Origin of the sequence: Shewanella electrica (assembly GCF_022321485.1) — a bacterium.
Taxonomy (GTDB): domain Bacteria; phylum Pseudomonadota; class Gammaproteobacteria; order Enterobacterales; family Shewanellaceae; genus Shewanella; species Shewanella electrica.
Genome location: NZ_JAKOGG010000004.1, coordinates 21,877 through 40,076, shown reverse-complemented (window position 1 = coordinate 40,076; position 18,200 = coordinate 21,877). Strand labels below are relative to the sequence as shown.

Here is an 18,200-nt window from a genome sequence, read left to right as displayed (position 1 = left end):
TTAAATGTATTCCACTTCGGTGATTTCGTAATCCGCAACCCCTCCAGGGGTTTGAATGCTCACTTCGTCACCAACGTTTTTTCCCACCAAGCCACGAGCGATAGGCGAGTTAACAGAAATCAGGTTGGCTTTGATATCCGCTTCATCATCGCCAACGATGCGATAGGTTACTTCAGCATCGGTGTCCAGATTCAAGATGGTCACGGTGGCACCAAAAATCACTCGGCCAGTATTGGCCATTTTGGTCACATCGATCACTTGGGCGTTAGACAGCTTACCTTCGATGTCGCGAATACGTGCTTCGCAGATGCCCTGCTCTTCACGCGCCGCATGGTATTCAGCGTTTTCTTTCAGGTCGCCAAGTTCACGTGCGCTAGCAATTGCTTCACTCAATTCTGGACGGTGCTCGAATTTGAGGTAATCCAACTCTTTACGTAACTGTTCAGCACCTGTCAGCGTCATTGGTACTTTGTTCATGAATTTTTCGCCTCCTGTAAAACAAAAGCGTCCCGTGCAGACGCGTTGGTCAGCACAGATGGAATATGGGTAGATTAGGCGCGCAACTAATTAACACGGCGCCAAGAAGTACTTATGAGTGTCTAAAGCGACAGCTATCGACATAAATTCATCTTGGTAACAGCTTACCTAAGCTCATGGGCGCATGCTAGTGCTGCCAGACAAATTTATGGTTTAACCGATAGATAAATAAAAAAGGCTGCGAAATTCGCAGCCTTTTAACGCAGTTAACGCTTATTTGTTGATACGTGCGTGCAGTTCCTGCACCGAGGCAACATTATTACGGTCATCAGCACGTAACGATTGGCACGTAGCAAATGCACCATTCAGCGTAGTGGTGTAGTTCACTTTATAACGCAGTGCACCACGACGCAGTTGCTTCGAGTCTTCAATCGCTTGACGACCTTCAGTGGTGTTGACGATATAGGTGTACTCACCATTCTTCATGCGGTCGAGAATGTGTGGACGACCTTCATGCACCTTGTTAACCAAACGAGGGTTGATACCCGCTTCTCCCAGCACCACTGCGGTACCGTGAGTCGCATCGATTTCAAAGCCCAGTTCAATCAACTTAGCCGCCAAATCCGCCACACGTTTTTTGTCGCTGTTACGCACTGACAACAGTGCACGACCTGAACGAGGTGAGTCTTTTGGCGCAGCGCCCAGTTGCGCTTTGGCATAAGCTTCAGCGAAGGTCTCACCTACGCCCATCACTTCACCGGTTGAACGCATTTCAGGGCCGAGCAGTGGGTCAACGCCAGGGAACTTGTTAAACGGCAGCACCACTTCTTTCACTGAGTAGTAAGGTGGGATCACTTCTTGAGTGAAACCTTGCTGTTCCAGTGATTGACCAGCCATGACGCGGGCAGCGATTTTTGCTAGCGGCACACCCGTCGCTTTAGAAACGAATGGTACGGTACGGGCGGCACGTGGGTTCACCTCAATCATGAAGATGGTGTTGTCTTTCACGGCAAACTGCACGTTCATCAAACCGATAACGCCCAGCTCGAACGCCAGTTTACGCACTTGCTCACGCATCTCGTCTTGGATTTGTGGGCTCAGTGAGTAAGGTGGCAATGAACAGCCTGAGTCACCGGAGTGAACACCCGCTTGCTCGATGTGTTCCATGATGGCACCCACCACCACGTTTTTGCCGTCAGAGACTGCATCGATATCGACTTCAATCGCGTCATCGAGGAAGTGGTCCAGCAATACTGGCGATTCGTTCGATACTTTCACCGCTTCGTTGAAGTAGCGACGTAAGTCTTGCTCTTCATAGACGATTTCCATCGCACGGCCACCGAGTACATAAGATGGGCGCACCACCAGCGGGTAACCGATTTTTTCAGCCGCTAACACCGCACCTTCAACAGTCGTCACGGTCTCGTTTTCTGGCTGTTTCATTTCCAAGCGACGGATCGCTTGTTGGAAACGTTCACGGTCTTCAGCGCGGTCAATCGCATCTGGGCTGGTACCGATAATTGGCACACCTGCGGCTTCCAAAGCACGTGCCAGTTTCAGTGGGGTTTGACCACCGTACTGCACGATAACGCCTTTGGGTTTTTCCAGACGAGCGATTTCCAGCACGTCTTCCAGTGTTACAGGTTCGAAGTACAGGCGGTCTGAAGTATCGTAGTCAGTTGATACGGTTTCAGGGTTACAGTTCACCATGATGGTTTCGTAACCGTCTTCTTTCAGCGCCAATGATGCGTGCACACAGCAGTAATCGAACTCGATACCTTGGCCGATACGGTTAGGGCCACCGCCGAGCACCATGATTTTTTCACGGTCGCTTGGGTTCGCTTCACACTCATCTTCATAAGTTGAGTACATGTAAGCGGTGTCGGTTGAGAATTCTGCCGCACAGGTATCTACCCGTTTGTACACTGGGAAAATCTCTAAGCGATGACGCAGTTTGCGCATCTCTGTTTCGCTGATACCGAGAACATCGGCCAGACGCGCATCAGAGAAACCTTTGCGTTTCAGCTTGAATAGGAAGTCAGCATCGATACCGGCTAAGCCCACGGACTCAACTTGTTGTTCCAGTTTGACGAGGTCTTCAATCTGCACCAAGAACCAGTGGTCAATGTTGGTCAGGGTAAAGATGTCATCGATGCTCATGCCAGCGCGGAATGCGTCAGCGATGTACCAAATACGCTCGGCACCTGGCTCTTTCAGCTCACGACGAATGCGTGACATCGCATCGGTGTCATTCAAATCGATAACTGGGTCGAAACCGTTTTTGCCAGTTTCCAAACCACGCAACGCTTTTTGCACTGACTCTTGGAAAGTACGGCCAATGGCCATCACTTCACCCACAGATTTCATCTGCGTGGTCAGGCGATCGTTAGCGCCAGCGAATTTTTCGAAGTTGAAGCGTGGCACTTTAGTTACCACGTAGTCGATGGATGGTTCAAACGACGCAGGTGTCAGGCCACCGGTGATGTCGTTCATCAACTCATCAAGGGTGAAACCTACTGCCAGTTTGGCGGCCACTTTGGCGATAGGGAAACCAGTCGCTTTTGAAGCCAGTGCTGATGAGCGTGATACACGTGGGTTCATCTCGATGATAACCATACGGCCATCTTTCGGGTTGATACCAAACTGTACGTTCGAACCACCGGTTTCTACGCCAATTTCTCGCAGTACCGCCATCGAGGCGTTACGCATCAACTGGTATTCTTTATCGGTCAGGGTTTGTGCTGGTGCCACAGTGATGGAGTCACCAGTGTGCACGCCCATGGCGTCAAAGTTTTCGATAGAGCAGACGATGATGCAGTTGTCGTTGCGGTCACGCACCACTTCCATCTCGTACTCTTTCCAGCCGATAAGGCTTTCGTCGATCAGCAGTTCGTTGGTTGGCGACAAGTCCAAACCACGGGTACAGATCTCTTCGAACTCTTCGATGTTGTATGCGATACCGCCACCAGAGCCGCCCATAGTAAATGAAGGACGGATGATACATGGGAAGCCAACTTGATCCAGCACTTGCTGCGCTTCTTCCATGCTGTGGGCGATACCCGCACGTGGACATTCCAAACCGATAGCGCGCATCGCTTTATCGAAGCGAGCACGGTCTTCCGCTTTGTCGATGGCGTCAGCAGTGGCGCCAATCATTTCCACGTTGAATTCTTTCAGTACACCACGTTCTTCCAGCTCTAGCGCACAGTTCAGTGCTGTCTGGCCGCCCATGGTTGGCAGGATAGCGTCAGGACGCTCTTTGGCGATGATGTTGCGTACCACTTCCCAATGAATCGGCTCAATGTAGGTCGCATCGGCCATTTCTGGGTCAGTCATGATGGTGGCAGGGTTAGAGTTCACCAGAATGACACGGTAACCCTCTTCACGCAGCGCCTTACATGCTTGGGCGCCAGAGTAGTCAAATTCACACGCTTGACCGATAACAATCGGGCCGGCGCCGAGGATAAGAATACTTTTTAAATCAGTACGTTTTGGCATTGCTAAAATCTCTCCCGACGATTACTGCTTTTGACGATTGGCTTCGATCAGTTCGATAAAATGGTCGAACAGTGGCGCACAATCGTGCGGGCCTGGGCTGGCTTCGGGGTGACCTTGGAAGCTAAACGCCGCCTTGTCGGTCAAGTGAATGCCTTGCAGTGAACCATCAAACAGTGATTTGTGAGTCACTTTGACGTTAGCTGGCAAGCTCGCTTCATCCGCCGCAAAACCGTGGTTTTGGCTAGTGATCATCACATTGCCTTTGGCAAGGTCGCTCACTGGATGGTTAGCACCGTGGTGGCCAAACTTCATCTTCAGGGTTTTAGCACCGGTCGCCAGCGCTAACAATTGGTGACCCAAGCAGATACCAAACACTGGAATATCTGTGGTCAAAAACTGTTTAATCGCAGCAATAGCGTAGTCACACGGCTCTGGGTCGCCTGGGCCGTTAGACAGGAAGATGCCATCCGGATTCATCGCTAACACTTCGCTAGCAGGAGTTTGTGCCGGTACGACAGTGACATCGCAGCCACGGTCAACCAGCATACGCAGGATGTTACGTTTAACACCGTAATCGTAAGCAACCACTTTGTATTTCAGCTGCTCAGCAGGTGTTGCTTCAGGTAAACCTGTCATCAAATCCCAAGTGCCGTAACGCCATTGGTAGGCTTTATCCGTGGTCACTTCTTTTGCTAAGTCCATGCCTTTCAAGCCAGGGAAAGCTTTCGCCTCCGCCAGAGCTTTCTCAACATTGTCTTCGCCCACCAAAATACAACCTGCCTGCGCGCCCTTTTCACGCAGAATGCGCGTCAGTTTGCGGGTATCGATGTCAGCGATGCCGACAACGTTATTGGCAGTGAGGTATTCACTTAAGGTTTGTTCAGAGCGGAAGTTGCTAGCAACGAGTGGCAGGTCACGAATAATCAGGCCGCATGCATGAACTGCGCTAGATTCGGTGTCTTCACTGTTAGTGCCAGTGTTGCCAATATGGGGATATGTGAGGGTAACGATTTGTCGAGAATAGGAAGGATCGGTGAGAATTTCTTGATAGCCAGTCATGGAAGTATTAAAAACGACTTCCCCAACAGCTATGCCATCAGCACCAATTGCTGTTCCTTTAAAGACGGTTCCATCTTCGAGTACAAGTAAGGCAGACTTAGTCAACGCGACCTCCGTAAAGAGCCAAGTCATTGAAATTATATATTTTTAAAGTATTTGTACAGTTATCTTCCGCAATTTACGAAATTTTGACAAATTCCGAGGATTATATAGGTAAAACCACACCTCGTCTAGCCATTGCGGATAACATTCATAAAAAAACCGCCATTGGCGGTTTTTAAATAACTACAAAGGTTTTAACCCAAGCACTTGCTGCATATCGTAAATACCGGGCTTCTGATCATGCAACCAACTGGCAGCTCGCATCGCCCCATTGGCAAACGTCATACGACTCGACGCCTTATGGGTGATCTCTAGCCGCTCACCAATATCGGCAAACATGGCGGTGTGTTCACCAACCAAATCACCAGCACGAATGGTGGCAAAACCAATGGTCTGACGATCACGTTCACCAGTAATGCCTTCACGGCCATAAACCGCGACTTTTTCCAGATCGCGACCTAAAGTCTCAGCAATCACTTCGCCCATTTTGAGCGCGGTGCCTGATGGCGCATCTTTTTTAAAGCGATGATGACCTTCGATAATTTCGATATCGGTATAGTCACCCATCACTTCGGCAGCCACTTCCAGCAGTTTCCACATCAGGTTAACGCCAACTGACATGTTTGGCGCAAACACTAGCGGCAACTCTTCAGCAAAGGCTTCCAATTGTGCTTTCTGCGATGAATTAAAACCTGTGGTACCAATCACCATAGGTTTTTCATGGCGACGACACCATTCAAGATTGGCTAACGTGCCTTCGGGGCTGGTGAAATCAATGAGCACGTCAAAATCATCGACAATAGCATCGAGGCTATCGGTCACGGTGATATCCAACTTACCCACACCGGCTAGTTCACCGGCATCCACGCCCACCAATGATGAACCACTGCGTTCAATGGCTGCGCCCAGTGCAATATGCTCAAATTGAGTGGTTGCTTCAATCAGCGTCCGGCCCATACGGCCACCACTGCCAGCAATCGCGACTCTAATGTTTGAACTCATATTCACAATCCTCCAAGGCAAAAAAATCGCCTGAGATAATCTCAAGCGATTTTGTCATTAGATGATGTCCAACAACTCAACTTCAAATACTAAGGCTGAGTACGGCGGAATCGCAGCGCCTGCGCCACGTTCACCGTAGGCCAATTCGTGTGGCACGTACAAACGGTACTTAGCACCTACTGGCATCAGTTGCAGTGCTTCAGTCCAACCAGCGATAACGCCAGATACTGGGAATTCAGCAGGTTGGCCGCGAGTCACTGAACTATCGAATACGCTACCGTCGATGAACGTACCATGGTAGTGAGTACGTACAGTGGAGTTATAGGTAGGTTTTTCACCTGAACCAGCATTAATCACTTCGTATTGCAGACCTGACTCAGTCACAACTACGCCGTCACGTTTAGCGTTTTCAGCTAAGAATGCAGTACCTTCAGCGGCAGCAGCTTCAGCAGCTTCTTCTTGCGCTTTTTTGAGACGGGTACTGATTTCGGTAAATGCGACGTGCAAATCTTCCATTGATACAGCGCTTTCTTGGCCTGCAAAAGCATCGGCTAAGCCCGCTTGTACCGCAGGAATATCCAAGCCTTCAAATGAGTTAGCGGCCAATTGCTCGCCGAGTTGACGACCAACGCCGTAGCTGGCTTGCTGTTCAACAGTTGTGAACTTCTCAGACATAATCGGTTTACTCTCGGTTTTATGATTAATTTCAGCGGCGCAGTGTAGCATGATTGTGCTCCCGATGTGGTGCAATTTTTCAATCGATATCACATGCGATTTGCCCCTCTTATTGGCTCTTGCAGCGTCTGCCAATGTAAGCTCATATTGACAGCCACATTTTATTAACGATTTTTAGCGACTTGCGATTTAGCTTCGCGCAGTCGATCATCAGCCGGGTCACACTTTCGATGATGTAGCAACAAGCGCCATTGTTAGTTCATTGGCAGTTCACTTGCGCTGCGGACAGGATCTTGCGTAGCTTGTTTAACCGCTGCACTCCGGTAAAAATACGCTAAAATTCATCTACTTTTCACGCCCCAAAGGGTGAGTCATCCTATGCTTGAAGAAATATCTTTCGGGGGACTATTGTTTAGCCCGTTGGTGTTATTTGCCCCGATTGCACTGGTGTTGTCATTTGTTACCCGCTCAGTGCTGTACCGCAGCGGCCTTTATCAGAAGATTTGGAAACCCGCGTGGTTTGAAATTGGCCTATTCGTCAGTTATTTAGCGTTAGTCGTTTATATTTTAGGAAAATAATTTCATGGCAGGACAAATTACGCGCATTACTATTACCCTGATAGTGGTGGTTGTCGCCGTACTGTGCGGTCGCTGGATATGGGATCATTACCTCTACTCCCCATGGACCCGTGATGGTCGCGTACGCGCCAACATTATTACTATTGCGCCCGATGTTTCAGGCTGGGTGAAGCAACTCAATGTGGCAGACAACGCCAGGGTTACCCAAGGCCAACTGTTGTTTGCGGTTGATGATACCCGTTACCAAGCGGCACTAGCCGAGTTGCAGGCGCAACTGCACAGCCGAGAAATCGCGCTTGAGCTGGCAAAACACCGTTATGAACGTCGGAAGAAACTCACCAAAACTGAACTGATCAGCGATGAAGACTTAGAAACCGCCCGCATCAATACGGAATCAGCCAAAGCGGATTATGCGCTAGCAGAAGCCGAACTCAACACCGCCAAAATCAACCTTGAGCGCACTCAAATTGTGGCGCCCGAAAGCGGTAACATCATCAATCTAACGCTGCGCCAAGGTAACTATGTACATCAAGGAACAGCAGTGTTGTCGCTGGTGCAACAAGACTCTTTCTATGTCACCGGTTATTTTGAAGAAACCAAGCTGCCGCTGATCCATGTCGGGCAAACCGCCAAAATCAGTCTCATGAGTGGCGGCCCGACACTGAGCGGGCGAGTAGAAAGCATAGGTAAAGCCATTGCCGATACCAACACTTCCAGCAATGGTCAGTTACTGCCGCAAGTACAGCAAACCTTTAATTGGGTGCGGCTGGCACAGCGGATCCCGGTCGATATCAAGCTCGACCCATTGCCTGAGAACGTGAGTATCAGCGCTGGGATGACCGCGTCGATCCATCTGCAAGAGTAATTGGCGCAATGCAGTTATCTCCGGTTCAAGCGGTATTTCTGACGCCCTCCAAAGCCAGCGTGATCTTCGCCACCAAAGGCGTGATCGCCATGGCGCTGAGTTTGTTGGTGGCAATGTACCTCAATCTCGATCGACCTTATTGGGCGTTGATCTCAGCGGTATTTTTGCAACTTCGCCCGCAAAGTGGCTTGGTGATCGAAAAATCCTTGTGCCAGATATTCGGCACCTTGATCGGCGGTGCGGTGGGTATCGCTATTCTCGAAGCCTTTGTAAGTTATCCCGAATTGGCAATTGGCGCGTTGGCATTGTGGCTCGGCATCAACGCCACCGCCTCGGCCATGATGCGCTCAACCAACTTTATCTACGCCTTCGCGATGGCGGGCATTACTGCCTGCATTATCGTACTGCTGGTGATGGTGAATCCGGCCACCGCCAGCTCACAAACCATTTTCGCCGTGGCGCAAGCGCGCATCAGTGAGATTGTCGTTGGCTCCATCTGCGCCGCCTTGGTCAGCCAATTACTTTGGCCGGTGAGCGTGGCGCAAATTCTGCAGCAACAAGCACGTACCGTCGTAAACCAAACGCTGGATTATTTAGCCGCGGAACTTGCCAAAGACAGCTCTCACGAACAACGACATCAACATATCGACACCATTTTAGCGTCGCTAACTGCACTGACCGATGATGCTACCGCCGTCACTTATGAAGGCCCGCTCGGCCCCGGCAGAAGTCGCGCGGCCAATTTGCTATGCAACAAAGTGATGTCATTGTTAGCGGTTATCCAAATCTTTGGCCGATTGCAGCGTAACCATCCGGAGCAGATCCCGCCGTCACTGAACAAGATGTTGGCGTCGCTCAGCAGCGACTTTTCGCGCATGTCCGCCTCGCAAGATTTTGATGAGTGCTATCAACTGGCAAAAGCCCAGCGCGGCCAGTTTTTGCAGCAGCGTAACGATAGCCATTGCGAAACGCCGTTGGAGAGACGCCTGCTACGCGTGGCCTCCGAGCTAATTTCCGACTTGATGTTGGTGATGAAAGCCTATGATGCATTGCAAAACAGCAGCACGGTGCGGCTCAACGCTCCAGCGCTGGTGCCCCATCGCGATCCATTGGTTGGACTAACGACAGGCTTGCGCACCACCTTGATGTTTCTGATTGGTGCCGGCATCTGGATTGGCACCGGCTCCGCTTCGGCGCTGATGATTATGCTCTTGCCGGTGATTTTTTCGATCATGTTGGCACGACTGCCGATGGTGATTTTGATGGTTGTGCTCAAGCGTTTGCTGATTGGCATCGCTATTTCCACTCCGCTCGCCATCTTTTTTGCGTTAAATCTGTTAGCACAAAGCAGTGGCGACTTTGAGTTGTTGGTGCTGATCCTCGCCGGGCCATTTTTTGTCGGCTTAATTGCCCTGAGCAACCAACCGACGCTGCCTTATGGTTTAGGCATCTGTATTCCCTTTGTGATTTTAGTGCAACCGGGTAACGACATGTCGCGGGCATTTTCCATTGATTACACCGTGAGTAATGCCTTTGCTATTGCGGTCGGCGTGACCATTTTGATCTGTCTTTTCAGAATGATCACCGGCCCCAGCGCCGCCATGATGCAGGCATTTTTGATTAAGTCAGCCGTGAAGGACCTACGCCAGTTGCACAAACACCACAATCCTGAAGACTGGTTTAATGCCCGCATGGGGGAACGCTTGTTACGCCTTACCAATGCCGATAAGGGCTCGCCTGCCGCAGGCCATCGCCTGACCGACTTGGGCTTAACTGGACTGAATTTGGGCCATATCTCCGCCAGATTACAACGCTCGCTGCGCAGTGTGGATGATGATATCACGCCGCTGCTCAATGATTGGCAAAACGCCTTGGCCGACGCTTATTTGGCAGCGAGTCGCGGTGAAACATCCTCGCATTTCACCAACGCCAGCAACGCCTTGGTATTAGCGTTGCAGCAGACAGAAATTTCGCAGCAACAGCGCCAAGTCATCGAGGGGATGTGCGAGCGTATCGCCATGACCTTCGAACGTACCGCCGAAGGTTTCCGCAGCCATTAGTCGTTAGCAGTGGCTGCGCTTTGATATCTCTCCTATGGCCCCGATTCTGCGCTTTAAGCTGCAGCTTGCTTGAGTGCTGCTAAGCAAGCTGACTAGCGCGTGATCATCTCACTGCCACTCACAAGCGCTATTGTTGTTGCCGTTAATCAAATGCCCAGCCCGATGGCCGAAAAACTTCCCATCGTCACAAACTAATTAAGAAAACAATTAATTAACGACAGGTAACATTTTGTTAGCCATTGAATTTACAAGCTTATTTATTGCAGTATCCTTGCCATTTTGTGATCAAAGGCGTAAATTGCGACCCAATGTGACATAAATCTCATTTAGAACGTAATCATTGCTAGGCTTAATAGTCCAAGGCGTGGTCGCGTCGGGAGTATTGCAATGAGTATCAAACAATATGATGGTTCAGCTGGCGGCTGGGGCGCATTAAAAGCCACCACCGAACACCTGCTGAAAAGTAACAACGTAGCGAAAAACATCCTCAATTTACTGCGCACCAACCAAGATCATGGCTTCGATTGCCCCGGTTGTGCTTGGGGTGAAAAAGGCGTATCTGGCCGTTTCCGTTTTTGTGAAAACGGCGCCAAAGCGGTTAACTGGGAAGCCACCAGCAAACGCGTTGATCGCCACTTTTTTGCTGAACACAGCGTGAGTTACCTCAATCAACAAACCGATTACTGGCTAGAGTTTCAAGGCCGCTTAAACGAGCCGATGAAATATGATGCGGCCAGCGACCACTACCTGCCGATAAGCTGGGATGAAGCGTTCAGCGAAATTGCGCAACATCTCAATGCGCTAGACAATCCGAACCAAGCCGAGTTTTATACCTCCGGCCGTGCCAGTAACGAAGCGGCGTTTATGTATCAGCTGTTTGTACGCCGTTTTGGTACCAATAACTTCCCTGATTGCTCCAACATGTGCCACGAAGCCAGCGGCGTGGCGTTGATTGAAGCCATCGGCATTGGTAAAGGCACCATCACTATCGAAGATTTTGAAAAAGCTGATGCGATTTTCCTGTTTGGGCAAAACCCCGGCACCAACCATCCGCGCATGCTGGAAACATTGGCTTCAGCCTACAAACGTGGTGCGCGCATCGTTGCCTTTAACAACTTAAAAGAGCGTGGTTTAGAACGTTTCACTAACCCACAGCATCCGCTGGAGATGTTGAAGAATGGCTCCACGCCAACCACCAGTGACTATTATCTGCCTAAGTTGGGCGGCGATATGGCCATAGTGCGTGGCGTGGTTAAAACCTTGTATCAGCGCCATCAAGTTGCGCAGCAGCAAGGCAAGTCAGTATTCGATCTGGCGTTTATCGCTGAACATACCGATGGTATGGATGATTACTTGGCGCAAGTTGATGCCACGCCGTGGGATGACATCATCGCGCAATCAGGTTTGTCGCGCGCCGATATCGAGAATATTGCCGATATCTACCAAAACGCTAAGAGCGTCATCGTCACGTGGGCGATGGGCATTACCCAGCACAAACACTCTGTAAACACCATCCAAGAGTTGGTTAACCTGCAGTTGTTGTTTGGTCAAATTGGTAAAGAAGGCGCGGGTTTGTGTCCGGTACGTGGTCACTCTAACGTGCAAGGCGACCGCACCGTGGGTATTAACGAAAAACCGAATGCCGCGTTCCTGAGTCGCTTTGAAAAAGTGTTTGGTTTTGCGCCACCTGCAGCACGCGGCCACAACGTGGTTGAAGCACTGCAAGCGTTAGAAGCGGGCGAGAGCAAAGTGTTTATCGGTCTCGGTGGTAACTTAGTCGCCGCCGCACCAGATACGGCTAAAGTGGCGTCTGCCATGCGCAATGCTGAGCTGACAGTTAACATCGCCACCAAGCTGAACCGTACCCATGTCAATCCGGGTAAAGACGCCATCATCCTGCCATGTTTGGGCCGTACCGATATTGATATTCAAGCTGGCGGTGAGCAGAAAATTACCGTGGAAGATTCGTTCTCTATGGTGCATGCATCGTCTGGCCGCGTGGATATGCGCGGTGAACAGATGCGTTCAGAAATTGCCATCATTGCAGGTATTGCTGCGGCCACTTTGGGCGCGCGTAATCCAGTGGATTGGCAAGCGATGGTTGATAACTACGACCGCATTCGCGATCTGATTGAACAGACGATTCCCGGTTTTGATGACTTTAACCAACGGTTAGATGTACCAGGTGGTTTCTACTTGGGTAACTCGGCGGGTGAGCGCGTTTGGAACACGGCGGTTGGCAAAGCCCGCTTCTTTGGGCACGCGCTGCCAGCACAGATTGTGCCGGTGACTGCCAATGCGGAAGACCACACCTTCCTGATGCAAACCATGCGTTCGCACGATCAGTACAACACCACTATCTATGGTTACGATGATCGTTACCGCAGTGTCTTTGGTGAACGTAATGTGGTGTTTTTCAACGAAACCGATATGCAACGTTTGGGGTTGGAAACCGGCGATTTAGTCGATATCACCACCATTTGGCATGATGGTGTTGAGCGTAAAATCCAAGGTTTTAAAGCCGTACCGCACCAGATTGCTCAAGGCAACTTGGCGGCGTACTTCCCAGAAGCTAACGCGCTCATTCCATTAGATAGCTATGGTGACCGCAGCTTTACGCCAACGTCTAAATCGATTTTGGTGAAAGTAACCACCAGCAGCCAAAGCGCGCCATTAGTCAGTAGCCGCGCCAGCTAAGCATGAAGGACGTGCGGTCTTTGCCGCACGTCCTGTCTCTCTCCAGCAACAATTAAGCCTTCGTTCAATCCTCTGCCAACCAATGCGACACTCCTCTGGTCAAACGGCAATGGTTATCGTATGGTGCTGTGTCGCCTTGCGGCGAGCACAAATCTCCTCTGCACGAGAAACTAAAAAAACAATAAAAGGACGTAATATGTCATTCAACTGGCCAAAAACCGTGGCTAGCGTTGTGGCTGTTAGCTCAACCATATTGATGAGTGCCAGCACCATCGCCGCCCCCTCCCCGTACGATGCCCGCGAATTGTTCGCCCCATTAAGCCTGCCAACCTCGGTATCAGCCTATCGCAACGGCGCTGGCAAACCGGGTGAACTGTATTGGCAAAACAAAGTGGATTACAACCTGCAGGCACGTATCGATATCGATACGCAGCAACTGCACGGCGAAGAGGTCATCACTTACACCAACAACAGCCCAGACCAACTGGAACAGTTGTGGTTGCAGCTCGACCAAAACATGTACCAGAAGGACTCGCGCGCCAGCATCGCTTCGGAATGGCATCGCAGCCAATTTACCGATGGTTACCAGATCGCCTCGGTAGAGGTGCTTTATCGCGGCAAAACCTATCCAGCCGAAATCTTGATTGATGACACCCGCATGCGCGTCAGCCTGCCGCAGCCACTGGCAGCCAAAGGCGGCAAGTTGCAGTTGAAGATCAGTTACAGCTATCAAATTCCCGGTACTTGGGGTGGCCGTACTGCCGTAACGCCAACGCAAAACAGCAAGATTTTTGAGATGGCGCAGTTTTACCCGCGCATGGCGGTGTATGACGACCAACACGGTTGGCACAACAATCCGTATGTGGGCTCCGAATTCTACTTGGAATACGGCACCATCGATTACACCGTGACCGTACCAGACAACTATTACGTGGTTGGTTCCGGTGAACTGATCAATCCCAAAGCGGTGCTGAGCAAGACAGAGCAGCAACGTTTAGCTAAAGCCAAAGAAAGCGATAAAACCGTCTACATTCGCACCGCCGCCGATGCACAAGCCGCAGTTGCTAAAGGCAGCAACGGCACGCGAGATTGGCATTTCCGCATGGAGCATACCCGCGATGTGGCGTTTGCCGCCTCGCCAGATTTTATTATTGATGCCGCCCGAATCAATCTGCCAGATGGTAAACATTCACTGGCAATGTCGGCTTATCCGCCAGAAGCCGCCGGTAGCAATAAGTGGGATCGCTCAACTGAATACGTCAAAGGTTCGATTGAACACTTCAGCCAATGGTATCCCTATCCTTGGCCTGCCGCGGTCAACTTAGGTGGCCACGGCGCAGGCATGGAATATCCGGGCATTGTGTTTGATGGCATGAACGATAAAGACGACAAACTGTTTTGGATCACCGCTCACGAACTCGGCCACACTTGGTTCCCGATGATTGTCGGCTCCGATGAACGCCGTCATGCCTTTATGGACGAAGGCTTTAACACCTTTATTGACGTCTACGCCTCTGATGCATTCAACAACGGTGAGTTTGCGCCAAAACGCGATGGTGAATACGCGCCTAAAGGCGGTAATCCAGTAGATGAAATTCTGCCACTGTTAGCCGATGCCGAAGCGCCATCACTGATGCAACCCGCAGAAGCGGTGGCGGAAAAATATCGTCACTCAGTGAGTTACTTCAAAGGCGCCTTGGGGCTGATCTTGCTGCGCGAGCAGATTTTAGGCCCCGACCGTTTTGACCCTGCGTTTAAGGCTTACATCAAAACCTGGGCTTACAAACATCCAACCCCCTCAGACTTTTTCCGCTTTATGGAAAGCGCCGCAGGTGAAGATCTCACTTGGTGGTGGCGTGGTTGGTATCTCAATAACTGGCAGTTAGATATGGCAGTTACTGGCATCAACGCTGTTGATACTAAACGCATCAAAGGCACTGAAATCCATTTTGCTAGCCAACAAAAACTGGTGATGCCTGCCACGTTACGTTTGCAGTTTAAAGATGGCACTAGCGAAGATATGCGCCTGCCAATTGAGGTGTGGATGAATCACAACGCCCCAAGCATTGTGTTGCCACTAACCAAGCCATTGCAGTCGGTGACGTTAGACCCAGAGCACAAACTGCCTGATGCTAACCGCGCCAACAACACCTTTACGGTGAAATAAGCACGGCTTTACTTAATCGCGCTTAACAAAAGCCCCAGCCAAAAAACTGGGGCTTTACCTTTTAATATCAATGAGTAACTATACAAGGCTAAGCCGTTAAATTAGTTAAGCTCATGACTCCAGATTACAGCAGCTACTCAGACCAAGAACTCGAACAGGTAAAACAGGCGATTAATCAAGATGCCTACCCTGAGCGCTACCAAACCATCTGTGCCGAAATAGCCCAGCGCCAACAAGCCGCAGCAGAGGCGGCCGCAGACACAACAGCATCAACCGCGCCACCAAGATATTTACGCCCTATCGGCGTAGGGGAATATGTGATTGGTGGGCTTGGCTTTATCCCTTTCTTGGGGCTGCCATTTTCTATCATCGCCTTGGTGTGGGGACTGACAACTAAACGCAAGGATGGGAAAACCTTGGCCTTAGTCGGTGGCCTCGGTATCGTCTATTTAGTACTCCTGTGCGTGATGGTGTTTATTCAATATCACAAGATAACTGACGCTCGCGCCCCCGACACACAAACAGTGCAGATTGAGACCGACCACGTTGACCCCGTGCAAAGCGGCGATATTGATGACGTTGCGCGTCTGATTGAGCTATATCGCTATCGCCAAGGGCAATATCCCGAGTCACTGGCGCAAGTCAAAGCGGCTTTTCCGTTGGCCGAGGTTTCTTATTTGGATAGCTCTAAAACCAAGGGCTCAGCCAATACGGATTTTGTGTATCAACGCAGCGAAGATAGCTACCAGCTATTGGGCGTAGGTAAAGATGGCAAAGCGCATACGGCCGACGACCTGCACCCAACAAAAGCACCACAACAATAATCACTAGCCGTGCTCAGCCATCGACTCATGGCTGAGCCGTTGTTCCACGCTGGCAATTGCTCAACAATTGTTGCAGTATTAATCGCCTCTTTTGTTGTAAGCCGTTGTTCGTCAAATGCATATCGAAAACCTCAAATACCAAACCGCGTCTACCGCCCTGTTTATTGATGATTGGCAACTTAACGCTGATGAACACTGGGGCGTGTTTGCCAGCCACGGCCAAGCCGCCGAACTGCTGGTTGGCATTCTTACTGGTGAACTCACCGCACGCAAAGGCCACATTGACGGCTTACCAGAAAAAGTGGCGTGTGTGTCGCTGCACCAACAGCAACAGCTGCTGGATGAGCAAATAGCCGACGATGAGAGCGAAGCTCAAGCCGGTGACAGCGTGAGCGCATTGCTGCGCGCCGAAGGAATTGATGAAGCGACACTCAATGATTTGCTGCAAAAAACTGATTTAGTGCATTTGCAAAACCGTGGCTTTCGCATGCTGTCTACCGGCGAAACCCGCCGTTTGATGCTTGCGCGCGCCTTAGCCCGTCAGCCACAACTGCTGATTTTGGATGAACCGTACGCTGGGTTAGATGTGGCGCACCGCGCCGCATTAACCGAGCTGCTGCAATCGCTGCTGCCAACCACGCAAATCATTATTCTCACCTCACGCGAAGATGAACTGCCACAGTTTATCAGCCACATCGCGCTGTTTGATGAGCAAAAGCTGACGCAAACCATGCGCCGCGATGAATGGCATAACCACCCTTTGTTGACGCAGATGCAGGCGCTGTCAGCGCAAAAAAGTGAGCAGATTCTGTCGCTGCTAAAACAGCAGAATGACAACGAATACCCAGATCCACGCGTAGAACTGCATAACGTACGGGTAGCCTACACCGACACGCTGATTTTTGAGGATGTGAATTGGACAATTCGTGCCGGCGAGCACTGGCAACTGCGCGGCCCCAATGGCGCCGGTAAAAGCACCCTGCTCGGTTTGATCCTCGGCGATCATCCGCAGTGCTACAGCAACGACATCACCATTCTTGGGGTGAAACGCGGCAGCGGTGAAAGCATCTGGGACATTAAAAAGAATATCGGTGTGGTGTCATCGTCACTGCACCTGCAATATCGGGTCAACTGCAGCGCGCTGGAAGTGTTGCTCTCGGGCTTTTTTGACTCAATTGGGCTGTATCAAAAACCCTCGCTGGCGCAAATCGACCAAGCCAAAACTTGGTTGACCATGTTAGAGATGCAAGCGCTTGAGAAAACCGGTTTCCGCTCACTCGATTACGGCCAGCAGCGCTTGTTACTCGTCGCGCGCGCACTCATCAAACAACCGGCACTGCTGATTTTGGATGAACCGTATCAAGGGCTGGATTACCTCAACCGCAAACTGGTGTTCCATGCGCTCAATCGCATCGCCAGCAGTAATATCACCCAGTTGCTGTATGTAACGCACCACCACGAAGATTCATTGGACGCCATTCATCACTTCGCCGATTTTGTGCCAAGCGACAATGGCGGTCATCAACTGCAGTTGAGCCACGCTTAACGGGGCTAATTGCCACCAACGCGCTGACGTTTTCAGTCGTGATGTCTTCTAACTTGGCAAAACGACTGAAAACTTCACCCCAAAGCCAGCAGCAATTGGCGCTATCTATTTAACCTACCTAAGGCTTTAGTGTAGAATCCATCCTTCGCGAATCGATCCCAATAAGGCATGCCACGACAATGACTCAAGCGCTGTTTTACTTGCTGCCCTCAACCGTTAACCACGAGGAACAGCCGCAGTTGCTTGCCTGCCAATTAGCGCAGTTACATTATCGCAGCGGCCAGTGGATCTACATTCATTGCGATGACCAATCGCAAGCTTATCAAGTAGATGAACTGCTGTGGCAGTTTGAACCGAGCGCCTTTGTGCCGCACAACCTTAAAGGTGAAGGCCCCGCAAAAGGTGCGCCGGTAGAGATAGGATTTGACCGTGTTGGCCCCAATTTACGGCGGCCAATACTGATTAATCTGGCGACCGAAATCCCTGCATTTGCCGGCAATTTCAGCCAGATCATCGATTTTGTTGCCGGTGATGACGCCCGTAAGGCGATTGCGCGCAACCGTTACCGCCAGTATCGCGACCAAGGTTTTGCTTTGAGTACGCAAGATTTGGCAACACAACCCATTAATTTTGTTTGAGAAAACTGGTT

The 18,200-nt window shown here is 50.6% G+C and carries 13 protein-coding genes; 8 read left to right on the top strand and 5 right to left on the bottom strand.

All coding sequences use genetic code 11. The features are described from left to right. The 5 genes from greA to bamJ all read right to left on the bottom strand — a co-directional run bounded on the left by greA (position 1) and on the right by bamJ (position 6,813). A complete protein-coding gene (gene greA, locus L9G74_RS07150; RefSeq protein ID WP_238895618.1) occupies positions 1-477 on the bottom strand; it encodes a transcription elongation factor GreA in 477 nt (158 codons plus the stop codon). Positions 478-750: 273 nt separating this feature from the next. Further along, a complete protein-coding gene (carB, locus tag L9G74_RS07145; protein WP_238895617.1) occupies positions 751-3,975 on the bottom strand; it encodes a carbamoyl-phosphate synthase large subunit in 3,225 nt (1,074 codons plus the stop codon). A gap of 21 nt (positions 3,976-3,996) precedes the next feature. Further along, positions 3,997-5,166, bottom strand: coding sequence for a glutamine-hydrolyzing carbamoyl-phosphate synthase small subunit (gene carA, locus L9G74_RS07140; RefSeq protein WP_238895616.1), 1,170 nt, complete (start codon positions 5,164-5,166; stop codon positions 3,997-3,999). Between the two features lie 153 nt (positions 5,167-5,319). Beyond that, positions 5,320-6,138, bottom strand: coding sequence for a 4-hydroxy-tetrahydrodipicolinate reductase (gene dapB, locus L9G74_RS07135; protein WP_238895615.1), 819 nt, complete (start codon positions 6,136-6,138; stop codon positions 5,320-5,322). Between the two features lie 57 nt (positions 6,139-6,195). Continuing rightward, positions 6,196-6,813 carry a BamJ family beta-barrel-assembly machinery protein gene (gene bamJ, locus L9G74_RS07130; protein ID WP_238895614.1) on the bottom strand — a complete coding sequence of 206 codons (618 nt, stop codon included), beginning with the start codon at positions 6,811-6,813 and terminating at the stop codon, positions 6,196-6,198. Positions 6,814-7,191: 378 nt separating this feature from the next. Here bamJ and L9G74_RS07125 point away from each other — a divergent pair, with 378 nt between their 5' ends. From L9G74_RS07125 to L9G74_RS07090, 8 genes are all read left to right on the top strand, one after another. After that, on the top strand, positions 7,192-7,392 hold the full coding sequence (locus L9G74_RS07125) for a DUF1656 domain-containing protein (protein ID WP_238895613.1): 201 nt from the start codon (positions 7,192-7,194) through the stop codon (positions 7,390-7,392). A gap of 4 nt (positions 7,393-7,396) precedes the next feature. Continuing rightward, positions 7,397-8,257: an efflux RND transporter periplasmic adaptor subunit gene (locus tag L9G74_RS07120; protein ID WP_238895612.1), complete on the top strand. Its 861-nt coding sequence runs from the start codon at positions 7,397-7,399 to the stop codon at positions 8,255-8,257. An 8-nt stretch (positions 8,258-8,265) separates the two neighbouring features. Further along, on the top strand, positions 8,266-10,317 hold the full coding sequence (locus tag L9G74_RS07115) for an FUSC family protein (protein WP_238895611.1): 2,052 nt from the start codon (positions 8,266-8,268) through the stop codon (positions 10,315-10,317). A gap of 387 nt (positions 10,318-10,704) precedes the next feature. Beyond that, positions 10,705-13,014: an FdhF/YdeP family oxidoreductase gene (locus L9G74_RS07110; protein ID WP_238895610.1), complete on the top strand. Its 2,310-nt coding sequence runs from the start codon at positions 10,705-10,707 to the stop codon at positions 13,012-13,014. Between the two features lie 196 nt (positions 13,015-13,210). Continuing rightward, the gene (locus L9G74_RS07105) at positions 13,211-15,181 is read left to right on the top strand and encodes a M1 family metallopeptidase (RefSeq protein WP_238895609.1); all 1,971 of its coding nucleotides are present in this window, start codon (positions 13,211-13,213) and stop codon (positions 15,179-15,181) included. A 113-nt stretch (positions 15,182-15,294) separates the two neighbouring features. Beyond that, positions 15,295-16,005: a phage holin family protein gene (locus tag L9G74_RS07100; protein WP_238895608.1), complete on the top strand. Its 711-nt coding sequence runs from the start codon at positions 15,295-15,297 to the stop codon at positions 16,003-16,005. Positions 16,006-16,120: 115 nt separating this feature from the next. Further along, entirely contained in the window at positions 16,121-17,551 is a 1,431-nt protein-coding gene (locus tag L9G74_RS07095) for an ATP-binding cassette domain-containing protein (protein ID WP_238895607.1), read from the top strand. A 179-nt stretch (positions 17,552-17,730) separates the two neighbouring features. Beyond that, entirely contained in the window at positions 17,731-18,189 is a 459-nt protein-coding gene (locus tag L9G74_RS07090) for a DNA polymerase III subunit chi (RefSeq protein WP_238895606.1), read from the top strand. Positions 18,190-18,200 lie beyond the last annotated feature (11 nt).